Annotated in this window: 24 protein-coding genes; 9 read left to right on the forward strand and 15 right to left on the reverse strand. The window is 42.5% G+C overall.

The annotated features are described in order from the left end of the window. Positions 1 to 6: 6 nt before the first annotated feature. Positions 7 to 837 carry an ABC transporter permease gene (locus C7B70_RS09530; protein ID WP_106368818.1) on the reverse strand — a complete coding sequence of 277 codons (831 nt, stop codon included), beginning with the start codon at positions 835 to 837 and terminating at the stop codon, positions 7 to 9. 455 nt (positions 838 to 1,292) lie between these two features. Between C7B70_RS09530 and C7B70_RS09535 the strand changes: the two genes are divergently transcribed. Further along, positions 1,293 to 2,015, forward strand: coding sequence for a TerC family protein (locus C7B70_RS09535; protein ID WP_106368819.1), 723 nt, complete (start codon positions 1,293 to 1,295; stop codon positions 2,013 to 2,015). A gap of 32 nt (positions 2,016 to 2,047) precedes the next feature. Here the strand turns inward: C7B70_RS09535 and ndk are convergent, their stop codons facing one another. Further along, the gene (gene ndk, locus C7B70_RS09540; protein ID WP_106368820.1) at positions 2,048 to 2,497 is read right to left on the reverse strand and encodes a nucleoside-diphosphate kinase; all 450 of its coding nucleotides are present in this window, start codon (positions 2,495 to 2,497) and stop codon (positions 2,048 to 2,050) included. A 119-nt stretch (positions 2,498 to 2,616) separates the two neighbouring features. Here ndk and speA point away from each other — a divergent pair, with 119 nt between their 5' ends. Further along, positions 2,617 to 4,617 (forward strand): biosynthetic arginine decarboxylase, encoded by a 2,001-nt coding sequence (gene speA / locus C7B70_RS09545; protein WP_106368821.1) that lies wholly within the window; start codon positions 2,617 to 2,619, stop codon positions 4,615 to 4,617. Positions 4,618 to 4,677: 60 nt separating this feature from the next. On the opposite strand, the gene C7B70_RS09550 is transcribed toward speA, so the two are convergent. The 3 genes from C7B70_RS09550 to C7B70_RS09560 form a co-directional block, all read right to left on the reverse strand. Further along, positions 4,678 to 5,838, reverse strand: coding sequence for a sugar phosphate nucleotidyltransferase (locus C7B70_RS09550; protein WP_106368822.1), 1,161 nt, complete (start codon positions 5,836 to 5,838; stop codon positions 4,678 to 4,680). Between the two features lie 228 nt (positions 5,839 to 6,066). After that, a complete protein-coding gene (locus tag C7B70_RS09555; protein ID WP_106368823.1) occupies positions 6,067 to 6,927 on the reverse strand; it encodes a segregation/condensation protein A in 861 nt (286 codons plus the stop codon). Between the two features lie 75 nt (positions 6,928 to 7,002). Next, positions 7,003 to 8,082: an AI-2E family transporter gene (locus C7B70_RS09560; protein WP_233220875.1), complete on the reverse strand. Its 1,080-nt coding sequence runs from the start codon at positions 8,080 to 8,082 to the stop codon at positions 7,003 to 7,005. A 55-nt stretch (positions 8,083 to 8,137) separates the two neighbouring features. On the opposite strand from C7B70_RS09560, the gene pdxH reads away from it, so the two are divergent. Continuing rightward, complete coding sequence (gene pdxH / locus C7B70_RS09565) at positions 8,138 to 8,782, forward strand: pyridoxamine 5'-phosphate oxidase (protein ID WP_106368825.1); 645 nt, start codon at positions 8,138 to 8,140, stop codon at positions 8,780 to 8,782. Position 8,783: 1 nt separating this feature from the next. Here the strand turns inward: pdxH and C7B70_RS09570 are convergent, their stop codons facing one another. Together C7B70_RS09570 and C7B70_RS09575 are read right to left on the reverse strand one after the other, a co-directional pair. Beyond that, positions 8,784 to 9,593 carry a DUF3153 domain-containing protein gene (locus C7B70_RS09570; RefSeq protein ID WP_106368826.1) on the reverse strand — a complete coding sequence of 270 codons (810 nt, stop codon included), beginning with the start codon at positions 9,591 to 9,593 and terminating at the stop codon, positions 8,784 to 8,786. Between the two features lie 93 nt (positions 9,594 to 9,686). After that, positions 9,687 to 10,202, reverse strand: coding sequence for a hypothetical protein (locus C7B70_RS09575; protein WP_106368827.1), 516 nt, complete (start codon positions 10,200 to 10,202; stop codon positions 9,687 to 9,689). A gap of 120 nt (positions 10,203 to 10,322) precedes the next feature. Here C7B70_RS09575 and C7B70_RS09580 point away from each other — a divergent pair, with 120 nt between their 5' ends. After that, a complete protein-coding gene (locus tag C7B70_RS09580; RefSeq protein WP_106368828.1) occupies positions 10,323 to 10,799 on the forward strand; it encodes a hypothetical protein in 477 nt (158 codons plus the stop codon). 8 nt (positions 10,800 to 10,807) lie between these two features. Here the strand turns inward: C7B70_RS09580 and argB are convergent, their stop codons facing one another. From argB to C7B70_RS09595, 3 genes are all read right to left on the reverse strand, one after another. Further along, positions 10,808 to 11,701, reverse strand: coding sequence for an acetylglutamate kinase (gene argB, locus C7B70_RS09585; protein ID WP_106368829.1), 894 nt, complete (start codon positions 11,699 to 11,701; stop codon positions 10,808 to 10,810). 129 nt (positions 11,702 to 11,830) lie between these two features. After that, positions 11,831 to 12,376 (reverse strand): shikimate kinase, encoded by a 546-nt coding sequence (locus C7B70_RS09590; protein ID WP_106368830.1) that lies wholly within the window; start codon positions 12,374 to 12,376, stop codon positions 11,831 to 11,833. A 19-nt stretch (positions 12,377 to 12,395) separates the two neighbouring features. After that, positions 12,396 to 12,722, reverse strand: coding sequence for a hypothetical protein (locus C7B70_RS09595; RefSeq protein ID WP_106368831.1), 327 nt, complete (start codon positions 12,720 to 12,722; stop codon positions 12,396 to 12,398). Positions 12,723 to 12,978: 256 nt separating this feature from the next. On the opposite strand from C7B70_RS09595, the gene C7B70_RS09600 reads away from it, so the two are divergent. After that, on the forward strand, positions 12,979 to 13,233 hold the full coding sequence (locus tag C7B70_RS09600; protein WP_106368832.1) for a hypothetical protein: 255 nt from the start codon (positions 12,979 to 12,981) through the stop codon (positions 13,231 to 13,233). Between the two features lie 113 nt (positions 13,234 to 13,346). Here the strand turns inward: C7B70_RS09600 and sigC are convergent, their stop codons facing one another. Then, positions 13,347 to 14,597 carry an RNA polymerase sigma factor SigC gene (gene sigC, locus C7B70_RS09605; RefSeq protein ID WP_106368833.1) on the reverse strand — a complete coding sequence of 417 codons (1,251 nt, stop codon included), beginning with the start codon at positions 14,595 to 14,597 and terminating at the stop codon, positions 13,347 to 13,349. 892 nt (positions 14,598 to 15,489) lie between these two features. Between sigC and C7B70_RS09610 the strand changes: the two genes are divergently transcribed. The 3 genes from C7B70_RS09610 to C7B70_RS26935 all read left to right on the forward strand — a co-directional run bounded on the left by C7B70_RS09610 (position 15,490) and on the right by C7B70_RS26935 (position 16,195). Continuing rightward, on the forward strand, positions 15,490 to 15,807 hold the full coding sequence (locus tag C7B70_RS09610) for a cytochrome c (protein WP_199192165.1): 318 nt from the start codon (positions 15,490 to 15,492) through the stop codon (positions 15,805 to 15,807). A 125-nt stretch (positions 15,808 to 15,932) separates the two neighbouring features. Next, on the forward strand, positions 15,933 to 16,022 hold the full coding sequence (petN, locus tag C7B70_RS09615; RefSeq protein ID WP_106368834.1) for a cytochrome b6-f complex subunit PetN: 90 nt from the start codon (positions 15,933 to 15,935) through the stop codon (positions 16,020 to 16,022). Between the two features lie 5 nt (positions 16,023 to 16,027). Continuing rightward, positions 16,028 to 16,195, forward strand: coding sequence for a hypothetical protein (locus C7B70_RS26935; protein WP_199192161.1), 168 nt, complete (start codon positions 16,028 to 16,030; stop codon positions 16,193 to 16,195). 73 nt (positions 16,196 to 16,268) lie between these two features. Here the strand turns inward: C7B70_RS26935 and glgB are convergent, their stop codons facing one another. From glgB to C7B70_RS09635, 4 genes are all read right to left on the reverse strand, one after another. Further along, on the reverse strand, positions 16,269 to 18,554 hold the full coding sequence (gene glgB, locus C7B70_RS09620) for a 1,4-alpha-glucan branching enzyme (RefSeq protein WP_106368835.1): 2,286 nt from the start codon (positions 18,552 to 18,554) through the stop codon (positions 16,269 to 16,271). Between the two features lie 108 nt (positions 18,555 to 18,662). Beyond that, the gene (locus C7B70_RS09625) at positions 18,663 to 18,983 is read right to left on the reverse strand and encodes a hypothetical protein (protein ID WP_106368836.1); all 321 of its coding nucleotides are present in this window, start codon (positions 18,981 to 18,983) and stop codon (positions 18,663 to 18,665) included. Between the two features lie 31 nt (positions 18,984 to 19,014). Continuing rightward, a complete protein-coding gene (locus C7B70_RS09630; protein WP_106368837.1) occupies positions 19,015 to 19,692 on the reverse strand; it encodes a glutathione S-transferase family protein in 678 nt (225 codons plus the stop codon). A 156-nt stretch (positions 19,693 to 19,848) separates the two neighbouring features. After that, positions 19,849 to 20,049 carry a hypothetical protein gene (locus tag C7B70_RS09635; protein WP_106368838.1) on the reverse strand — a complete coding sequence of 67 codons (201 nt, stop codon included), beginning with the start codon at positions 20,047 to 20,049 and terminating at the stop codon, positions 19,849 to 19,851. Positions 20,050 to 20,247: 198 nt separating this feature from the next. Between C7B70_RS09635 and C7B70_RS09640 the strand changes: the two genes are divergently transcribed. Continuing rightward, positions 20,248 to 20,745 (forward strand): hypothetical protein, encoded by a 498-nt coding sequence (locus C7B70_RS09640; RefSeq protein WP_106368839.1) that lies wholly within the window; start codon positions 20,248 to 20,250, stop codon positions 20,743 to 20,745. Positions 20,746 to 20,760 lie beyond the last annotated feature (15 nt).

The following is a 20,760-nucleotide window of genomic DNA, read 5'->3' on the forward strand; positions in this document are numbered from 1 at the left end:
TGTTGCTTAAATCACATCAGCAAAAGAGCGTTCAGTTCTGCGGAAGTACCAAATTCCACTAATGAATAACAATACTACTAATCCGGTAGAAAGTATAAATCCTGGTAGATATATTTGGGCTTCTCCACCTAAAATTGCCCAGCGAAAGCCATCAATTACTCCCACCATTGGATTGATTGAATACAGCAAACGCCATTTTTCTGGCACAATACTACTGCTAAAACCTACTGGAGAAATGTACAAACCAAATTGGGCGATAAATGGCACAATATAGCGAAAATCGCGGTATTTGACATTCAATGCTGCTAACCACAACCCCGCACCCATTGAAGCCGCAAAAGCAATAATAATAAAGGCTGGCAATGTTAAAATTCGCCAACTAGGAACAAAGTTGTACCATGCCATTAGCGCTAACAAGATCATCCCAGAAATGAGAAAATCTACAAAGCTAACAATTACCGAACTTGTGGGGACAATCAAGCGCGGAAAGTAGATTTTAGAAACTAAGTTAGCGTTATTTATTAAGCTGTTGCTACACTCTGTTAGCGCATTAGAGAAAAATTGCCAGGGTAGCATCGCTGCAAATACTAAAATAGGATAAGGCGCACTAGATGGTAGTTTAGCTAAGTTACCAAACACAACTGTAAATACAACCATTGTTAAAAACGGTCGGATTAATGCCCAAAATATCCCAATAGCTGTTTGCTTGTACCTAACTAAAATATCGCGCCAGGCGAGAAAATAAAATAATTCTCGATACTTCCACAAGTCCTGCCAATACTGTTTTTCGGTGCGTCCTGCTTCAATTATTAGTTCGGATTGGCTACTATCTACCATAATTTTAAATTATTGTTTACACTTGTTTTACTCATCTTTTGGCAAACAAGTGAGTGGTTTTTCCTTGTTTTTTAAAGTTTGTCATCTATCGTTAAATAAAGCTTACAATAGCAATTAAATAACTAATTTATTCAGTTATTTTTAAATTTATACTATCCCAATCAATTCTCCGTATTCGTGATTCTAAGTTAATTACTTTTTATAGCTTTTAAATTAGCTTTACGAAAAACTCCTAGAGATTATAACCTATTGATTCAGTAATTACAGCCGTATTTTTACTGATATTAGAAAAACGAGTTGATGAAAAGTTACAATCAGTAGTAGGGTGTTAGGGTGAGTAGAGGCAAAAATCTGATAGCGCGATCGCACTATCAGATTTTTGAATTGGTCGTACAAGAGTTAAGCTAAAAGATGGTAGCGATCGCCAGTTATTCAAAACTATATAGAAATCGTTAATGCTCGACCAAATTTTAAATTCTCCCTACCATGCAGGGATAGAAGCTGCGTTTGTTTTAATTATCTTGTCGTTTTTAGAGGCAGTGCTATCGGCAGATAATGCGATCGCCCTGGCGGCTCTTGCTCAACGATTAGAAGATCCCAAACTTCAGAATCAAGCTCTTAATATTGGTCTAGTAGTAGCTTACGTACTGCGAATTAGCCTAATTTTGACAGCAACTTGGGTAACAAAGTTTTGGCAATTTGAACTACTAGGATCGGCTTATTTGCTGTGGCTGGCATGGCAGTATTTTAGCTCCTCAAAGGACGCGGATGGCAACGAGCATCAAGCTCCGGGCTTTGCTTCTTTATGGCAAGCCATCCCCGTAATCGCCTTTACAGATTTGGCTTTTTCCTTAGATAGCGTGACGACAGCGATCGCAGTTTCCCAAGAAACTTGGCTAGTTTTAACAGGCGCAACTATTGGGATTATTACCTTGCGGTTTATGGCGGGTTTGTTTATTCGCTGGCTTGATGAATTTGAGCATTTAGAAGATGCTGGCTACATCACGGTGGCGCTAGTAGGCTTGCGCCTGCTACTAAGAGTGTTTGACTCAGCTTTGATTCCGCCAGAGTGGGTAATGATTAGTGCGATCGCCTTAATTTTTGCTTGGGGTTTCTCAAAGCGGACTTTGACCTCATCCCCAACAGTAGAAGTAGAAAAAGACCCCGTTTCTAAATAAAAATTGTGTTAGCCCGCCTAGGCGGGCTTTATTTATTCGCGAATCCAACTGCTTAACGTCGGTTGCCAATTGACTAATTCCTCTTCCTTAAACCACAAAGCAATCTCGCTTTGCGCCGTTTCTACGGCATCAGAACCGTGAATGAGGTTGCGTCCAATGTTTACGCCTAAATCACCTCTAATCGTCCCTGGCTCGGATACTAGAGGGTTGGTAGCGCCAATCATTTTTCTGGCGGCAGCCACAACACCGTCACCTTCCCAAACCATCGCCACTACGGGGGCAGAAGTGATAAATTCTACTAAACTGCCAAAAAATGGTCGTTCGCGGTGAACACCATAATGTTCTTCGGCTAATTCGCGGCTGGCTTGCATAAATTTTAAGCCAACTAAAGTAAAACCTTTAGTTTCAAAACGGCAAAAAATTTCGCCGATTAATCCCCGTTGAACTCCATCAGGCTTAATGGCGATAAATGTCCTTTCCAAAACGATTTCTCCAAAATTAATAACTCAATTGCCTAAATCAGATTATCTTAGAAAGTCTCCTTCTTTATGAGATGCGTTAAACTGGCTATTCGTCAGGTGATAATTGAGGCCAGCAAAAAATGGGTGTTGAGTCAACCGCCACATCAGCAATAGAAAAAAAAGCCACCACCGAAAACCCGGAATCGGCACAGGAAAAAACATCGGTAGCTTTGGTTAAAACCCAACCACAGAAGTCGTGGAAGATTGAAGATAGCGAAGACTTGTATCGGATTGAAGGGTGGGGAGAGCCTTACTTTTCTATTAACGCCGTCGGTAATATCACCGTTTCTCCCAAAGGCGATCGCGGTGGCTCGTTGGATCTGTTTGAATTGGTTAATGCTCTTAAGCAACGCAATTTAGGGCTACCGTTATTAATTCGCTTTTCCGATATTTTGGAAGATAGGATCGAGCGGTTGAATGCTTGCTTTGCTAAAGCGATCGCCCGATATAATTATCCTGGAGTTTACAAGGGCGTTTTCCCGGTTAAATGCAACCAACAACGCCACTTGATTGAAGATTTGGTACGTTTTGGCAAACCCCATCAATTTGGCTTAGAAGCTGGCTCAAAACCTGAACTAATGATTGCTCTGGCGCTACTCGATACTCCTGGGGCTTTGCTAATTTGCAATGGTTACAAAGACCGAGAATACATTGAAACGGCGATGTTATCTCAAAGGCTTGGGCAAACGGCGATTATTGTTTTAGAGCAGATAGAGGAAGTAGATTTAGTTATTACTGCTAGTCGTCAGTTAGGAATTAAGCCAATTTTGGGCATTCGGGCAAAATTAAGCACTCAAGGGGTGGGGCGCTGGGGCGGTTCTAGTGGCGACAGAGCTAAGTTTGGCTTAACTATTCCCGAAATTATCCAAGCTGTAGAGCAACTGAAAGCGGCAGATTTGCTGGATTCTTTGCAGTTATTGCATTTTCATATTGGCTCGCAAATTTCGGCAATTAATGTTGTTAAAGACGCAATTCGTGAAGCCAGCCAGATTTATGTAGAATTGGCGACTTTGGGCGCAAACATGAAGTATCTGGATGTAGGCGGTGGCTTGGGGGTAGATTACGACGGTTCGCAAACCAATTTCTACGCTTCAAAAAACTACAATATGCAGAACTACGCTAACGATATTGTGGCGGAATTGAAAGATACTTGCGCCGAACGGCAATTGCCTGTACCGACATTGATTAGCGAAAGTGGCAGAGCGATCGCATCTCACCAATCTGTACTGATTTTTGATGTTTTGAGTACCTGCGATGTGCCGTCAGGACAGCCAGAACCCCCGACTGAAGGTGAACCGCCGATTGTTTGGAATTTGTGGGAAACTTATCAATCAATTAATGTCGAGAACTTTCAAGAGACTTTTCACGATGTTACCCAGTTTAAGGAAGAAGCTATTAGTCGCTTTAACCTGGGAATTTTGCGCCTGACGGAGAGAGCTAGAGTAGAGAGGATCTATTGGGCGTGTTGCGAGAAGATTTTGGCAATTACTCGGCAACAAGACTATGTACCGGATGACTTGGAAGATTTGGAAAAAATCATGGCATCCATTTACTACATCAATCTGTCGGTTTTTCAGTCAGCGCCGGATTGTTGGGCTATAGATCAGCTTTTTCCGATTATGCCCATTCATCGTTTAGACGAAGAACCCACTCAGCGCGGGATTTTAGCCGATTTAACTTGCGATAGCGATGGTAAAATTGATCGTTTTATCGATTTAAGAGATGTGAAGTCAGTTTTAGAGTTGCATTCTTTTAATCCTTCGGAACCTTATTATTTAGCAATGTTCTTAGGTGGCGCTTATCAGGAAATTATGGGTAATTTACATAACCTGTTTGGCGACACTAATGCCGTACATATCCAATTGACTCCTAAAAGCTACGAAATTGAACACGTAGTTAAAGGTGATACGATGACAGAAGTTGTCAGTTACGTCCAGTACGATGCTGAGGATTTAATCGAAAATATCCGCAAGCGTACCGAACAAGCTTTGCAAGAAAAGCGGATTACTCTACTTGAAGCGCAAAGATTGTTGCAAACTTACGAACAATCTTTGAGTAGGTACACTTATTTGAGTAACTAGACGCGGGTTGAATTGCTGTAGAGACGTTGCAATGCAACGTCTCATTGGTCGGTTTTAAAACTAATGACTATCTAACAAATCAGCGATTACTTGACGCTCTGAAGGGGTCTGCGATGGCGGTGCTTGTCTAGTATCAGTAATCAACCAATCTAACGCCGCCGCTTGCACGTCAATAGTAGCTCCAGTCTTATCTACGCAATAACGCCCAAATACTAACTTATCGACTAAACGCACACCGGGGCCAAGACGAGCATATTCAAAAATTACGCTGTGTTCTACCGTAGCATCGCCACAAATCCAGCAATTAGGCCCAATCATTGTCGGCCCAACTATTTTAGCTCCATCTTCAATATGGGTCATCCCACCAATATAAACGGGGCCTGTAATATCTACTTTGTCCCAATTTACTGCAACGTTTAACCCGGTGTAAATGCCTTCTCTAACTCTATTTCCGGGGATTTTAACATTTTTAACTTTGCCCATCAGCACATCTTGAATTGCTTGCCAATAGTCGGGAACTTTACCAATATCTACCCATTGGAAATCCATCGAGATGCCGTAAAACGGTGCAGCTATTTCAACTAATTTGGGAAACAACTGGCTGCCAATGTCGTATTCTTGACCAGAAGGGATGTAATTTAAAACCTCTGGTTCAAAAATATATATTCCTGTATTAATGTTTGTACTTAAAGCTTCTTCTACTGATGGCTTTTCTTGAAAGGCTTTGATCCGTCCATCTTCGTCGGTGACAACTACACCGTAGCTAGATACTTCCTCTTTTGGTACAGATTTCATAACAACGGTAGCGATCGCACCTTTAGATTTATGCCATTTAACCGCTTCTGTCAAATCTAGGTCAATTAACGCATCGCCGCATAAAACTACAAAAGTATCATCAAAAAACGGTGAAAAGTCTTGGATTCGCCGCATTCCTCCCGCCGAGCCAATCGCTTCGCCGACCAGTTCCCCGTCTACAATTCTGCCTTCAAAAGAGTAGGCAATTTGTACGCCAAAATGTTGACCGTCGCGGAAATAACTTTCAATTTCGTTTGCTAAGTGACTGACGTTGACCACAATTTGATCGAAACCGTGCTGGCGCAATAGTTCTAACAGAAATTCCATCACTGGCTTTTGCAGGATGGGAATCATTGGTTTAGGCATTGTATAAGTAATCGGGCGTATGCGAGTACCTTTACCAGCCGCTAAAATCATGGCTTTCATAAAGTTTCACTCCTCCGTTAATGCCATTTTATTATGGTTGCTTGAAAATTCCATCATCTGTCAATTTCAGCCTTAGATGGCTACTATTGGGCGATCGCACATTTCTCACAAAATTAGCACTTTTTGAGAGGTTAAATAGTTGTACGCAATTACAAAAAAAATCGCAATTACCCAAGGGTAGAGAGATATGTTACTAGAACTGCGGCAGTTTACTTATTTACCTGTATACTAATCTACTCGGATTTTTGACTTTTCATAAACATTTTCAGTGTCTTGGCGATCGCTAACTCCTGGTACGGTTAAGGTACGAATTTTTATTTCTTGATAAAATTCCTCTTGCTCTAACTCTACTTTGGATTGAGCCGAGAGCAGCAACAAGGCCCAAAATACACTAATGCGATCGCCCTTTGCTAAATCACACTGGCTACTATCAGGCAAAGCTAAGGAGTTAGTTTGTTGATGCCACAAACCTACAAGTTGATCTAAATTTAACCAACCTTGCCCCTGAAACTGCTGAGAGTAATCTGTCAAAACTCGGTCTAATTTTCCTGCTACTTCTGTCAAATTTTCTTGATGAGCAAGTTCTAAAGTAGCGCGAGTAAGTTGAGCGCGAGAAGCTGGACGTACCTGGCGGCGATGATTGGGTTTATCGTGTTCTTGTTCGCTCAGGCTTTTTTGAACTGCCATTACTTGCAACTGGGCAATTAATTCAATCAGAGTGACGGCGCGTTTTTGGGGTGGTAAGGCGGCGGTGCGGCGGCTCAGGTGGCGATCGTAGTGAGTTCTAGATTGACCGAGGATCGCTTCCTCTAAGGCTAACAATTCCTCCTCTTGCTCCACAGGATTCAATTCTAAAGCGCTCAGAGTATTAGCCTTAAATAGCACTAGCATCGATGCTGATAAAAAAGCTTGTCCTGACTGCGACAAGTCCGTTTCGTAAGCTGGGGGGGCGGTTTCGTAGTTGGCGAGGAGTTTGATTAAATAGCGATCAATAACTTCAATTACCTGTACATCCCAAGGATCTATTTCGCCTTTTTGGGCAAGATCGATTAATAGGGCAATACTTGCAAACAGTTGATCGGTATTCATAACTGTATTTAGCCGCAGGGCAAATTTTTAGAAGTTCGAGCAATTAGCTTTAAGTTATAGAACATTTTTGCCCAATTAGCGATCGCCGTTTGGTGAATTGTCGTCAAAAATTACAGTAGAAACAACTTTATTTGGCTGGGCGCGAATATAGTCAATTGTGCCTTTGATAGTCCCAGCAACGGGTACAGCAACTAGAGCGCCCAAAAACCCTGCTATTTCTGCTCCTATCAACAAAGCTACAAAAATCCAAATCGGATTAAGCCCAGTAAAATTGCCCATTAGTCTAGGAGCGAGAATATTATCTTTAACCTGTTGCACAGCGATCGCAAATAATGCCACTTGCACAGCTAACCACCAGTTTTGCACCAAAACTAACAGCGTCACTAATCCAATCCCTAAAGTTGCGCCAATAAATGGAATCAACTCCGCCGAGCCAATAAATAGCGCAAATAGTAAAGCAAAAGGCAGCTTCAAAGCCAGAAATATCGGCGTTAAAGCCACAAACATAAATAGTCCGAGGATTAACTGCGTAATAAAAAAATTGTGAAAATTTAGCTGCAAAGAAGCACCCAAAGCCGCGCCGAAGGGAGAAGGCAATAAATCAATTAGACCTCTCCAAACAACTTCACCGTACAGCAGCATATAAAAAGCTAGTACCACCACAAGCGCGGTGTCTACAAGCCCGGACAGCGTGCCTAAAGCTAGACCAAAGGCTTCTCCGGCTATTGCTTGTAACTGGCTTTCCACACGGGTAGTAATGCGATTGCTAAACCCCGTCAAATCTAAAGGTAAGCGTCTAGCTCTTGCCCATTTATCCACCCATGCCAAATTGTCTTGACTCATTTCTAGCCAAGCAGGAATTCCTAGCAATAGTTCTCGCAATTGCTCGAAAATTAACGGCACAATTGTAAAAGCCAGAACTGCTAATAGCGTCACACTGACAAGCAAAACAATAATTACAGCTTGAGTGTGAGTAATTCGCGCTTTTTCAAAAAATTTGACCGGGTAATTTAGCAAAAAAGCCAGAATTGCCGCTACCGTTAATACTGTGAATAAATGGTCAAAATAGCTAACTACTTGCGATAGCACCCAAACGTTTAACGCCACCACCGGAGCGCCAAACCCAATAATTATCCAACGTTGAAAAGATGCCAAGCGGCGCATTTCAAGTAACCTATACTATGAAGACTCCTATGAAAAGCAGCCCCAGATGGACACAAGCGTAGCCAATCTTCGCCAAGATTACACAAAAGATGGATTAAGGGAAATAGATTTAGCTACCGATCCCTTTAAACAATTTAAAACTTGGTTTGACCAAGCATTAAATGCTCAACTCCCTGAACCCAATGCTATGACCCTTGCTACTTCTACAATGGAGGGGAAGCCGTCGGCGCGAATGGTGTTACTTAAAGACTTTAGCGATCGCGGTTTTGTATTCTATACCAATTATCTCAGCCACAAAGGGCAAGAATTAGCTACTAATCCTCAAGCGGCTTTGGTTTTTTGGTGGGCGCAATTAGAACGCCAAGTTCGGATTGAGGGGAAAGTTTGCCAAGTCTCCCCCCAAGAATCTGATCAGTATTTCCATAGTCGCCCGATCAACAGTCAATTGGGCGCATGGGTATCAAACCAAAGTCAAATAGTCAGTAGTAGAGAGGTTTTAGAACAACGCCAAGAGGAGTTAATAGTTCAATACGAACAGCAAATTATTCCTCGTCCCCCCCATTGGGGAGGCTTTCGAGTCGTACCGACAGAAATTGAGTTTTGGCAAGGAAGACCTAGCCGCTTGCACGATCGCTTGCTTTATCGTCTTCAAGATAATAATAAATGGCTAATTGAACGTTTGGCTCCTTAGCTTACTGGTTTTGAGTAATAGGGGAAGATAAAGGGGTTTGGGGATCGGGCATAAAACTATATCTTAAGAAAATTCCCAACGCCACAAATAAACAAATAAATACTGTCCCAATCCCTAAAAAGTCTGGCATCCAAAACACTACCTCTATATGGTTCAATTGCCCAGGTTGTAGTTTCCACAACAATTGTCGTCCATTAGCAAAAGTTTCTGGATGGATAGAGTTTGCTGATTTTTCGATGCTCCGACCCCCCCAAGGAGTATTTAGACTAAATTCTAAATCGAATACCGAACCAGGACTAACTAAAACATTACTGTTATTGGCAATTAAAGAAAGACTCCGCAAATCTAAGTCATAACTTAAGTGATTGCGTAACAGCAGCAATAAGTTGTTTTGAGTCAAATCTAGTTTAGAGTCAATTGCTGGTAGTTCTTCGGGGGCTTTGGTAGCTGCAAGCGACTCGACGGGACTAAAAAACTGATTAAATTTTTGTTTTAGTTCAGCGCCATTATCAAAGGGAATTGTCACAGTGATTTCTTCGGAGGAAAGGCGCTTGACTTTTCCTTGCAGGTGTTTAGCACGCTGTTCGATACTATTTAACCATTGCGTCGCCGCATCGCCGCTAAAACTTGTTAAACGCTCTCCTAGCTTAATATGCTGAACTATTTCGCCGTGACTGGGGCGATTGAAATTTACACTTGCGTCATATTTAACGCAACTTGAAAGTAAGAGCGAGGTGAAAAGCATCACCCAAACTATGCGACTGCGCTGGAGCAAACTCCTAATTTTCGGCATAAAAAATTTATTATTCATGTTGGCGACCCTCAAAAAATTGGGAATTTTTCTTTTCGTAAGCTGTAAAAGAGGCGATAGCGCAAGCTGGAACGGTTACGGGCTTCGCATTTTTTAAATATTGCCCCACAGTAAGCCAATTGTTAAGCCAATAATTAGTAACGATACCCAAATAAATTGATTGTCTTTGGTATTTACCTGACTCAAATCTATAGGTTCTGGCGCAGCAAGGGGTTTGGGCGGTGTGCGGGGTGAATTATTACTACTCAAACGAGTTTGGTTAGTATTATCAGAAATTGCCGCTAAATCGGGAATTTGGGTTAGCCATTCACTAGGTCTTTTTAGCTGGGGCGCTTGCATAATGTATAGCAACCGCTTTCCCTGCTTGCTTGTTTCCGCGTCGGGATGTTTTTTGATTTGTTCGCATAAGGCGATCGCTTCTGCTTGTTGTCCGGCGGCTTCGTAGGCTGTTACGAGCCAAATTAAGACTTTTCCGCCAAAACCCGAATCGCGGTTAACTAGGGCGCTGGCTTTCTCTAAACATTGTACGGATTCTCTATACTGTCCGCGTTCAAAAGCTGCTACTCCTTCGATGTATTCTTTTTTAGCAATTTCGGTTCTTTCTGTCACTTTAGGCGCTGAATCTAACTCGTCTTTCTCGATTTTGCCATCTACTCACGCTACTTTACCAACTTGAGAAACTATTAGAATTGAGTTAAAGCTTTGTTCAAGCCTAATTTAGACAAAAATATGAATACCCAACGCCCCCAATTTAACTTAAATAATTTTAAGCTATGTGGCGCGATCGCGTGCAGTGTCGGGTTACAAGCGCTCGTCCCCTTAGCAATAATTTTAGTTAGCACTGCGCCAATCGCTGCCCAAATTGTCATAATTGAAAACCGCAGCACAATTTATCGCCCACCCGTTAATAATTCAATTATTTACACTAGCCCAGTTTCCCCACCTGTTAACAGTTCAATTGTTTACGGTAGCCCCATTCCTGCCCCAGTAATTATTGCTCCTAGTAATTTTTATGCCTACCCTAATTACTATCCAAGCTCGGTAACTAGGGTAATAGACACTAGAACGACCTTAACCGATGGAGTTTTAATTAATTCGACAATTAGGAATTCTACGTTAATTAATCCCACAATCATCATTCAGCCTCAAAGACGCTACCGAGCAGTAGAGCGCAATCAGACCATTTTAAGACCGATAAATTATTAGCAACACTGCTAATTTAAAAACTCCGAGGCGACAATCATTGAGCCAATTCCGCTATCGGTAAAAATCTCTAGCAGCAAGGCGTGCGGGATTCGTCCATCAATAATGTGGGCGGCTTTTACTCCTTGAGCTAAACTTCGCACGCAACAATTTACTTTTGGTATCATCCCCCCACTGACAACCCCCTTAGCGATTAATTCGCGGGCTTGTTGGATATCTAACTTATAAAGCAAAGTTGAGGGATCTTTATAGTCTTCTAAAATTCCGGCGGTATCGGTGAGCAAAATTAACTTCTCTGCTCCCAAAGCGGCGGCGATTTCTCCGGCTACCGTATCGGCGTTAATGTTGTAAGCTTGACCATTTTCGTCTGCCGCTACGCTAGAAACGACAGGAATATAGCCATCTTTAAGCAAAGATTCTAAAATCCGCACATCCATAGTGCTAACTTCCCCTACAAATCCAATCCCTTCACGACCTTCGGGGCGAGCTTTGATTAAATTGCCATCTTTGCCGCACAAACCTACCGCCGAGCCTCCAGCTTGGTTGATTAAAGAAACAATTTCTTTATTAACTCGACCAACTAAAACCATTTCTACTACATCCATTGTGGGCGCATCGGTCACTCGCAGCCCATTGTTAAATTGGGGTTCAATTCCCAGCTTGTCTAGCCAACTATTGATTTCTGGCCCGCCGCCATGAACTATTACCGGGCGCAATCCTACACAAGCTAAAAATACTACGTCTCTAACTACTCGGTCTTTGAGGGCGCTGTCTTTCATAGCCGCGCCGCCATACTTGACGACGACAATTCGCCCAGAAAATTGTTGAATGTAAGGTAAAGCTTCACTCAGCACTCGGACGCGAGTGGCTTCAACTTCCCCAATGTATTCGCGATCGTTGTCCATAATCTGCTTTAAAGTATCCCATGCAGTTTAATGGAGGATGCGATCGCACTTCAATGTCACAAGTTACAGTTTTCTCTGCTCTCTAATGCTATGAATTTACGACTTTGCCCCGTTAGGCGGTAATAAATCCTATTTTAGGACGCTGGGAATAAGCTCTATTACTCTATTGGCTATCTCGGTAGCGGTTTGGGCTTCGCTGATGCGGATGTGTAAATCGGCTTGCTTATATAGTTTTTGGCGTTGCTGAAAAATCTTTTGCAGTGTCTCTAAAAGATCGGTTGTTTGTAATAAAGGTCTAGTATCATCTGCTTTCAAACGCTCGTAAAGTATCTGTATCGGTACATCTAGCCAGACAATTAAGCCGTAATGCAGATAACTCCAGTTTTTTTGCCTAGTAACAATTCCGCCGCCAGTTGCGATCGCTAAATTTGTATACGCGCATACTTGGGCTAAAACTTTAGTCTCTATTTGCCTAAATTCTGTTTCTCCTACTTCAGCAAATAATTGATTAATCGAGCGCTTAGTCCCTTGCTCAATTACCGCATCGGTGTCTAAAAATCTGTAGCCTAACTCGGTAGCAATTAAACTCCCTACCGTCGTTTTTCCCGAACCCATCATGCCAACTAGGTATAAATTTACTCCTTTCAATAGATTATTTTTTGTAGGTGTTTGCATATTCTCAATTAGTGGGTGCTTAAATTATTAGCTCAGTGTCTTGAAAAGTTTCTGGGACGGAGAATCCGCCCCCAGAACTTTCCGTTGTCTTGAAAAGTTTCTGGGACGGAGAATCCGCCCCCAGAACTTTCCGTTGTCTTGAAAAGTTTCTGGGACGGAGAATCCGCCCCCAGAACTTTCCGTTGTCTTGAAAAGTTTCTGGGACGGAGAATCCGCCCCCAGAACTTTCCGTTGTCTTGAAAAGTTTCTGGGACGGAGAATCCGCCCCCAGAACTTTCCGTTGTCTTGAAAAGTTTCTGGGACGGAGAATCCGCCCCCAGAACTTTCCGTTAAAAGCTTGCGTCACAAAAATATTAGCAATTGAGCGCTAGTTTTTACAGTGCATCTAAGAATCTTTGCCTTTATGCTATTTTTAAATGAACTTTACAGAAACTTTATCAACACTTCTAACGTCAAACAAAAAGATGCCAAACCTAGTTTAAGTATTTGACCATCCCACAAGAGCGAGTGCTACTAGCTTTAACTCTTACAGGAGTTGAAGCTTAATAGATTTGTAGTCCAAAAAATCCCCAGAGTTAAATGTGTTGGCTGAGGTTTAAGACATGGCTTCGATTAGTGACCTAGTACAAAAAATTTTATTGGCTGGTTATCTAACAATTGAAGCAGAAGAACAACTGCGAAAATTGTTGACTATCCAGTACAATGACGAAGACTTAAATGCTTTTGTGACTTTACAAGAAGCCGCAATGACGGGTCGAGTTAGGCAGGAGTCCCGCGAACGCCTGCAAAGAAGTAGTACAGGAAAAAGGTTTGCGCCTAATTCACCCTGTTGTTATGCGAGTATAGAACGGAGTTAAAGACAATGTAATCAGTAAAAATACGGTACATTGACAAAAATATTTATGGATAATAATTAGGATTAATTTTTTACCAGTGAAAGCACGAGAACAATTCTCGTGCTTTTTTCAATCTAGCTGAGGGAGTCGAAATAATCACGGACGCGATTGCGGCGCTTGGGTTGACGCAATTTTTGCAGGGCTTTTGATTCAATTTGTCGCACTCGTTCACGCGAAAGGTCTAAAGCTCGTCCGATTTCAGCGAGGGAGTAAGCTTGACCATCACCTAAGCCAAAACGCATCAAAATTACATCCCGTTCGCGATCGCTAAGATCGGTTAATAGATAGTGTAAGTCACGCTGCAAAGATTCGCGCATTAGCACGTCTTCCGGCGATATGGTATCAGTTTCGAGTAAGTCGCCAAGTTCTGTATCTTTGTCCTTACCTACTTTAGTTTCTAAAGATACCGAGCGCGGGACTCGCAACAAAACGTCCCGCAACTGCTTGGGAGTCATTTCTACTTCCTTAGCGATTTCTTCAATAGTAGGAGTATGTCCTTGCTCTTGGGCAATTTTGCGTTGGGCTTTTTTAATTTTGTTGAGCTTTTCGGTAATATGGACAGGTAAGCGGATAGTACGGCTTTGAGTTGCGATCGCTCTAGTTATTCCTTGGCGAATCCACCAGTAAGCGTAAGTGCTAAAACGGTAGCCTTTAGTAGGATCAAACTTTTCAACGGCTCTTTCTAAACCGAGAGTTCCTTCTTGTACCAAATCTAAAAGCTCTAAGCCGCGATTTTGGTATTTTTTGGCTACAGACACAACCAAGCGGAGATTAGCTTGGATCATGTGTTCTTTGGCGCGAATACCTTGGGTTTTGACCTGCTCTAATTCGTCTACTGTCAAACCAGCAATTTCCGCCCAGCGTCTTTTACCTGCGGAGAGCATGGGCTTAAGTGCGGTTACTTCGATCTGGGCATTTTTAGCCCAGCGCTCTAAAGAAGGGCGGTGTCCGAGTTCGCACGTCAAACGCTCTTGAATTTCAATTAAGCGTGTGAAAGGTACAAGGATTTCATCGCCGCTTTGGGCTGCTTGTGAGCAAAGAAACCGCATTTTTAAGTAACGTTGAACTTTTTGAGCTTCCGCAACTTCTTCATCTCTAGCTAATAAATCTACCTTACCAATTTCTTGCAAATATAGACGTACTAAGTCCGTAGAGCGACGATTGGCGTTTTGCTGGGGGTGGGCGGTTGGCTCAGTAGATATATCTCCAAGAAGTTCATTTACCAGGGGTTCGGCTTCCAGGAGGCTGTCATCGGGGACAAATTCTAAGGGTGAATGGCGGCGATCGCCTTTGGTAGTGTCTGCGTAAAAAGATGTTACTGGCATAGGATAGTCTCAATGGCGTGACAATAGACTGAATCAGTGGTGCTTGTTGCTATTGTTCCCGTCATTTAGCAAGAACTAACACTGATCGCGAAAATTTATTTGCTGAATTTTAACTAAGAAGTAAATTTGCATAGCAATCGCTCTCTGCAAGCAACTTAGGTTCTGCTCCGTTAACATCTACAGCACGACAGCTAGATATTCCTGAATCATCAGTGCCATTAATTTGATTTACCCTATTGGCTAATCGCCTGAAAAGTTCTGTAAAGGCAAAATCACTGTCTAAAATTAAAAATTCATCGGTATGGCGATGAAATCTACCATCAAATATTAAGTGACTGTCTTCCCAAGCAACTACTACTCAAAAATCCTTTGGTTAGAAATCTTGCAAATAGCTATTCTCACCTTGCCTTCAATACCTACTTTGAACAAATTAAGGAGTATTTTGCCAGTTAATGTTAAGAATTAATTTGATTAATAGCTTCTATTTATTTTTGTGATAGAGGGCGTAGATACTCGATGCTGCATAACTTTGGCGATCGCGGGCTAATTTATTAGCCCGTCTAGATTTTTATGTGTGGTAATTATTGCAGCATGGTTTTAAGTTTGTGATCAATTTTTAGCATAATGACAATTTTATTAAAAACTATAATGGTCAAGATAAAAAAAACTGCTATGTGATCGGGCGCTGTAATTGAGGTATTTTATCCAAGTAAGTAATTTAAAGTTGAGAATTGTTTAGTTAAAACAACTATTTTACTTGCTTACACCTGCAAGAACTTTTAAGCTATGTGTAGGGAGATCAAATATTTTTGTAATTCTGATACAACTTGTAAACTTGGACAAACAGCTTTCCAAACCTGACGCAATTATCCAGCAGCTAATTTTGTTAGCTATGGCGGTGCTGTTGACGCTGCTGCTATGGGTGTTTGGTATTCATAGAATCCAAGTGTCCGATCCATATATCAAGGGCGTTCTAGCGCTTGCGGGAGATACGAAGCGAGGTCAGGCAATTTTTCAGATGAATTGTGCAGGCTGTCATGGTTGGCAAGGAGATGGAAGCGTCGGGCCAAGCTTGCAGCGAGTTTCTAAGCACAAATCTCGTTATGGTTTGATTCATCAAGTCGTAAGTGGCGAAACTCCACCAATGCCCCAATTTCAGCCGAATACCAAAGAAATGGCAGATTTGCTCCGTTATTTAGAAACTTTGTAGGACGATGGTTTTTTAAGCATTTGGACTTCTACGGGCGCGATCGCCTGCCAAAACCAATCGGTACTCCGTTGGAAGTATTATAAAGTTCAGAGTTGTTTTGTAATTTTAGTTTCGAGCTTACTGGTATGGAAATTTTGACACTGGGTTGGGTTTCATTATTAGTTTTGTTTACATGGTCGATTGCTATGGTTGTTTGGGGTCGTAATGGATTGTAAGTAACGTGGAAGAAACGACTATTTTACCGATCTTGGCCGTATCAGCTTTTGGTTTGCTAGTAGTTGTGAGCGGAGGAATTATTTACTTAACCGCCGTCTCCTGGCGCGATCGCCGTCGCCAAGAAACCGAAGTTCGTGCCAATAGACGCAGTGTCCGCCCCAATAAAAAGTAGGACTAAATATTACCTACTAAAAATTATGGTACAGGTTGATAGCCTGTACCATAAAAAGTAACTCTTGTCAAACTTACGGCATTGAGGCGGTTTTGTTTAAATCGAGTTTCAAAATTAAAACTCCCAAAGGCGGCAAACACAAATCCAGCGAGTAAGCCCGATTATGGCAAGACCATTCTTCCGCCCACTTACCGCCTAAATTACCCATATTGCTACCGCCGTATTCCCGCGCATCGCTATTGATTAGCTCGGTATAAAACCCCCGCTCTGGTACGCCAATGCGATAGTGGGCATGAGGTTGGGGAGTAAAGTTGCACACAGCAATCAAAAACTCCTCTGAATCAATCGCGCGACGGATAAACGCCACCACACTATGACGGTTATCGCTGCAATCTATCCACTCAAAACCTGGTTCGGCAAAATCTTGAGTATGTAAAGCGCGCTCTTGCCGATAAATCCGGTTGAGATCGCCCATAAATTGCTTTAATTGCTGGTGCGCCGGATGTTCCAATAAATGCCATTCCAAATCGCCCCACACATTCCACTCGCTCCATTGCCCGAACTCCATTCCCATAAATAGAGTTTTCTTGCCGGGATGAGCAAACATATAGCTAAACAAACAGCGCATATTGGCTAGTTTTTGCCAAGTGTCGCCGGGGATTTTGCCAATGATATGACTTTTGCCATGCACGACCTCATCGTGAGACAACGCCAGCATAAAGTTTTCGCTGTGGTTGTACCACATACTAAAAGTAATATTGTTTTGGTGAAACTGGCGAAACCAAGGATCCATGCTGAAGTAGTCCAGCATATCGTGCATCCAACCCATATTCCACTTTAAGTTAAAGCCCAACCCGCCCATGTAAGTCGGCCAAGATACCATCGGCCATGAAGTCGATTCTTCCGCAATCGATAATACCCCCGGAAAGTAGCTGAAAATTAGATGATTTGTTTGGCGCAGAAAGTCCGCCGCCTCTAAGTTTTCTCTACCGCCGTATTGATTGGGTAGCCATTCGCCGGGTTCGCGACAGTAATCGAGGTAAAGCATCGACGCAACGGCATCTACGCGAATTCCATCAATATGATATTTGTCAAACCAAAACAAGGCATTGGCAACCAAAAAGTTTCTAACTTCGTGACGGTTGTAGTTGAATACTAAAGTACCCCATTCTTTATGTTCGCCTTTACGGGGATCTACGTGTTCGTAAAGGTGGGAGCCATCAAAAAATGCTAATCCATGCCCATCTTTAGGAAAGTGACCCGGAACCCAATCAACCAAGACACCAATGTTGTTTTTGTGGCACTGGTCGACGAAATACATGAAGTCTTCCGGGCTACCATAGCGCGAAGTAGGGGCGTAGTAACCCGTTACCTGATAACCCCAAGAGCCATCAAAAGGATGCTCGGCAATGGGGAGCATCTCTATATGAGTGTACCCTAGCTCAAGGACGTAGGGGATCAGGCGATCGCTAAGTTCTCGGTAGGTGAGAAATCGCGCCCCTGGTTTAAGTTCAGACACGGTAACTACTGCCTCAATTTCTCCATTAGGTGCTATAGCCGGGGTTTCTGAGGCTCCGTGCAGCCAAGAACCTAAATGTAGTTCGTAAACAGAGATCGGCTGCGTCAATGGGTCGCTATGGCGGCGCGCTTCCATCCATTGCGAATCACTCCATTGATAAGTATCTAAATCGGCAACTATTGAGGCAGTTTTGGGGCGGATTTCTTGCTGAAAACCGTAAGGATCTGACTTTTCGTAAATATGCCCGTCTTGATTTTTAATTTCGTATTTATAGCTGTCGCCGACTTTGACTTCGGGAATAAATAATTCCCAAACTCCGGTAGCACCTTTACGCATTTGATTTTTGCGCCCATCCCAATAATTGAAGTCTCCCAACAGAGAGACGTTGCGGGCGTTGGGGGCCCAAACTGCGAAATATACACCTTTAACGCCGTTGATTTGAGTGGCGTGAGCGCCTAATTTTTCATATATACGATGATGATTGCCTTCGGAAAATAAATGCAAGTCAAAATCTGTGATTCGTGGCGACCGAAAGGCGTAGGGGTCATAAATTACCCGTTCGTGATCGCCCTCTTTTAGGCGCAGTTGATAATTTGAGAGTTCCAGGCTATCAATCGTGCATTCAAAAAAATGCGGGTTATGCACTGGATACATTTGGTACTCTAAACGTTCTTCTGGCAGTACAACCCAAGCACTATCAGCACTCGGTAAGTAGGCTCTCACTACCCAAACCGTTTTGCCATCTTGCTCGATGGCGTGAGCGCCCAGCACTTCAAAGGGATCTTGGTGCTGATTCCAAACAATCCGCTCTACCTGTTCGGGGGCTATGGTTATAGACATGGAGCTACCTGCTTGCATATAATTTAGTTCTTATGGTCATATTTATACCTATATGTTCCATCGCCTGTCAAAGCAATGGAACTCTGTTTTGCCTAAAACTCGCGGTGCTTAGATGGGCAAAAATGGGGCGAAAGTGCGAATTAGCTGGCGCAAACGCAAAAGAAAAATAGTTTCCCTCACTTTAGGACTTAGTTTTAACGGCGGCGAGTCTTGGAGTTGAATTTGCACTTCAGCGTACTGAGCCGCCGTTAAAAGTTTGCCATCAATGGGCGATCGCGCGGAGGTAATAATTTCTGTCCGCAATACTTCTTCTGGAATCTCTGTTATTGGTGGCAATGATAAGGCAATTTTTGGGAGAAGTAAAGTTGACCCCATAATTAAGCTTGTACCTAAGCCAATCATAAATAATTGTTGGCGTTTGCTTAACATACCTTAATTTCTTATTTTGCGTAAGAGCTATTTAACCTATAGCGATTCCCGGCGGTAATGGTTCAGCGCAAACTAAATGAATTCGCTTAATCTGCTCGAATAACCAAGGGTACTGCTGCTGATAGGCGGGAATTAAAGCTAAGGGACTAAGCAAGGCGGCGGCAGTTAAATCAGCAACGCTTAATAATTCACCAATTAAATAATTACTTTGCTCCCAACGCCGCGATAATTCTGCTATGGCAATTTCTATTCTTTGCTTTGCAAGTTCTGCCGTAGCGTCAGTAATGCCATACTGTTTTTGTACAACTTGAATTAACACTTGGCTAAATACTGTTGGATCGATTGATTTACCCTCCCTGGCGCGAAAGTGATAATACACAAACCTAGTTGCCGTGCCAATACTTTCATCTAACCAATCTTCCAGCATATTTGCCTCGCTTTGCTGGGCTTTGTTAGGCAAAAATAGCGCGGGCGTTGGGCAATAATTCTCTAAAAACTTAAAAATATTGGTAGAATCGGCTATAGCTTCTACTAATCCTGTTTCTTGGGGTAATAATACAGGTACGGTTGTTAGCCCAGTTAACGGCTTCAGTTTGAGGATGTGCAAGCCAGGAGTTAAATTGCTTACTTGATAAGATATTTTTTTATAACCTAATGCTAGTCTTGCTTTTCGGCAGTAGTGAGAAGTACTAAATTGCAGTAGCAGCATTAACGAACTTACGTTTTTACGATATTAAAATAATTCTCCTACAAATATCTGGCAAAAGCTTGTTGAATTTAGGATTATTTACCTAGCTCAACTTGCTGGAGCAGTTTTTTGCAGGAGAACGTCTCACCACAGGTTTTTAAAGTTGTCTCCCTGCTTTTAGGGTGAAGTTGTAGGGGATGTTACGGGAGATTCTGCTGGTGATGGGCTTGCACCATCTCCACCAGTTTGACTGCAAGCTCCTACGCCTGCCAATAAACCGAATACCAAAGCAATACTAATGACTTTTATTTTCATAACTCCTCTTTCGCCAATGGCGGCATAACATGATTGCGCCGCTTGTTGATTAAGATACCGCATTTGTTGACTTTTGTTAAATCAAGACAATTCTATTTGTTTGCTGCTTCCTAACTTTGAGGGAAATTAGCCAGAGCAAAGAGGCACTGCTGGCAAGCCCAAATCTCAAAAAATTTTGTAATTATCCCTTCTTCATTGATTAAAATTCTAAAATAACCGAGAGTAACTTATTATAGCTAAATCAATTTTGAGAATTTATTTATGCGTGTTGTTGCCAATGCCTCAGTTATTTCTAAGTCTAAGCCGCTTTCTGGGAAAACTCAACTTCTTGGCGATCGCGCCCAGCGCCAAGTAACTACTATCAAGCCCCGTAGACTAGCCTCCCCAACTTCTCTACGATCGCGCCCGTTGCCTCTTTGGTTTTTACACCTGAGCTTGTGGCAGCGTCGTGCCAGCATCGCTACCTTATTGCTGATTGCCGGAACGTTAATAACTTATAGCTCTACAGTTTATTTGCAACAACAATGGAGTCAGCAATTTCGCAAGCTAGAAAACTTGCAACGTCAAGAAAGGCGATTAACCGCCACTAATGAGGGGTTAAAAAATCAACTAGCCTCGGAAGCGGAGCAGCCATCTACAGATCTCGTCCCACCAAATCCGGCGGACGCAATTATTTTGAAAGCATTTAAGCCCAAAAGTAATCCCTCGTTGATTAAACCAGAAGCTCAACCAAAAATTGATATTCCTTCGGGCTATTAAAAATAAATTAAGATT

Origin of the sequence: Chlorogloea sp. CCALA 695 (genome assembly GCF_003003885.1) — a bacterium.
In the GTDB taxonomy this organism is placed as follows: domain Bacteria; phylum Cyanobacteriota; class Cyanobacteriia; order Cyanobacteriales; family Chroococcidiopsidaceae; genus Aliterella.

What these genes read in the sequence shown, in the direction of transcription:
- C7B70_RS09630 (WP_106368837.1), bottom strand. Translation starts at nt 19,692, where the DNA reads ATGCTGCTACTGCAATTTAGTACTTCTCACTACTGCCGAAAAGCAAGA.
- C7B70_RS09635 (WP_106368838.1), bottom strand. Translation starts at nt 20,049, where the DNA reads ATGCGGTATCTTAATCAACAAGCGGCGCAATCATGTTATGCCGCCATT.
- petN (WP_106368834.1), top strand. Translation starts at nt 15,933, where the DNA reads ATGGAAATTTTGACACTGGGTTGGGTTTCATTATTAGTTTTGTTTACA.
- sigC (WP_106368833.1), bottom strand. Translation starts at nt 14,597, where the DNA reads ATGCCAGTAACATCTTTTTACGCAGACACTACCAAAGGCGATCGCCGC.
- C7B70_RS09610 (WP_199192165.1), top strand. Translation starts at nt 15,490, where the DNA reads ATGGCGGTGCTGTTGACGCTGCTGCTATGGGTGTTTGGTATTCATAGA.
- C7B70_RS09625 (WP_106368836.1), bottom strand. Translation starts at nt 18,983, where the DNA reads ATGTTAAGCAAACGCCAACAATTATTTATGATTGGCTTAGGTACAAGC.
- argB (WP_106368829.1), bottom strand. Translation starts at nt 11,701, where the DNA reads ATGGACAACGATCGCGAATACATTGGGGAAGTTGAAGCCACTCGCGTC.
- C7B70_RS09600 (WP_106368832.1), top strand. Translation starts at nt 12,979, where the DNA reads ATGGCTTCGATTAGTGACCTAGTACAAAAAATTTTATTGGCTGGTTAT.
- C7B70_RS09640 (WP_106368839.1), top strand. Translation starts at nt 20,248, where the DNA reads ATGCGTGTTGTTGCCAATGCCTCAGTTATTTCTAAGTCTAAGCCGCTT.
- C7B70_RS09555 (WP_106368823.1), bottom strand. Translation starts at nt 6,927, where the DNA reads ATGAATACCGATCAACTGTTTGCAAGTATTGCCCTATTAATCGATCTT.
- C7B70_RS09590 (WP_106368830.1), bottom strand. Translation starts at nt 12,376, where the DNA reads ATGCAAACACCTACAAAAAATAATCTATTGAAAGGAGTAAATTTATAC.
- pdxH (WP_106368825.1), top strand. Translation starts at nt 8,138, where the DNA reads ATGGACACAAGCGTAGCCAATCTTCGCCAAGATTACACAAAAGATGGA.
- C7B70_RS09550 (WP_106368822.1), bottom strand. Translation starts at nt 5,838, where the DNA reads ATGAAAGCCATGATTTTAGCGGCTGGTAAAGGTACTCGCATACGCCCG.
- speA (WP_106368821.1), top strand. Translation starts at nt 2,617, where the DNA reads ATGGGTGTTGAGTCAACCGCCACATCAGCAATAGAAAAAAAAGCCACC.
- glgB (WP_106368835.1), bottom strand. Translation starts at nt 18,554, where the DNA reads ATGTCTATAACCATAGCCCCCGAACAGGTAGAGCGGATTGTTTGGAAT.
- C7B70_RS09580 (WP_106368828.1), top strand. Translation starts at nt 10,323, where the DNA reads ATGAATACCCAACGCCCCCAATTTAACTTAAATAATTTTAAGCTATGT.
- C7B70_RS09535 (WP_106368819.1), top strand. Translation starts at nt 1,293, where the DNA reads ATGCTCGACCAAATTTTAAATTCTCCCTACCATGCAGGGATAGAAGCT.
- C7B70_RS09570 (WP_106368826.1), bottom strand. Translation starts at nt 9,593, where the DNA reads ATGAATAATAAATTTTTTATGCCGAAAATTAGGAGTTTGCTCCAGCGC.
- C7B70_RS09530 (WP_106368818.1), bottom strand. Translation starts at nt 837, where the DNA reads ATGGTAGATAGTAGCCAATCCGAACTAATAATTGAAGCAGGACGCACC.